Genomic DNA, 267 nt, shown 5'->3' with positions numbered 1-267 from the left:
ACCCACGGCTTCACGAATAGCTTGCATACGCGCGCGATACAACTTCATTTCTGGGCGTGAAATAATATTAGTTCGGTCGTAATAGGTATTACCGTCTTTATCATATTGAATTGGATCTACCTTAACCGCATCGTAACCCTCAGCTATGGCTTTTAATGCTGCCTCTGCGTATTCTTGTGGCTGAACTAGCGCTTTAAATTCGCTATCCCAGTCAAACTGCAGTTGCGATGCATAAGTACGAAGCTTGTCGTTAACTTTACCACCAAG

1 pseudogene is annotated in these 267 nt (G+C 43.8%); it reads right to left on the bottom strand.

The window, feature by feature from the left end:
• A pseudogene (locus R2R70_RS20615) lies at positions 1–267 on the bottom strand (mandelate racemase/muconate lactonizing enzyme family protein); the annotation flags it as partial.

Source organism: Cobetia sp. SIMBA_158, from assembly GCF_046566945.1.
Lineage (GTDB): Bacteria > Pseudomonadota > Gammaproteobacteria > Pseudomonadales > Halomonadaceae > Cobetia > Cobetia amphilecti.
This window is presented reverse-complemented; position numbering and strand designations above follow the sequence as displayed.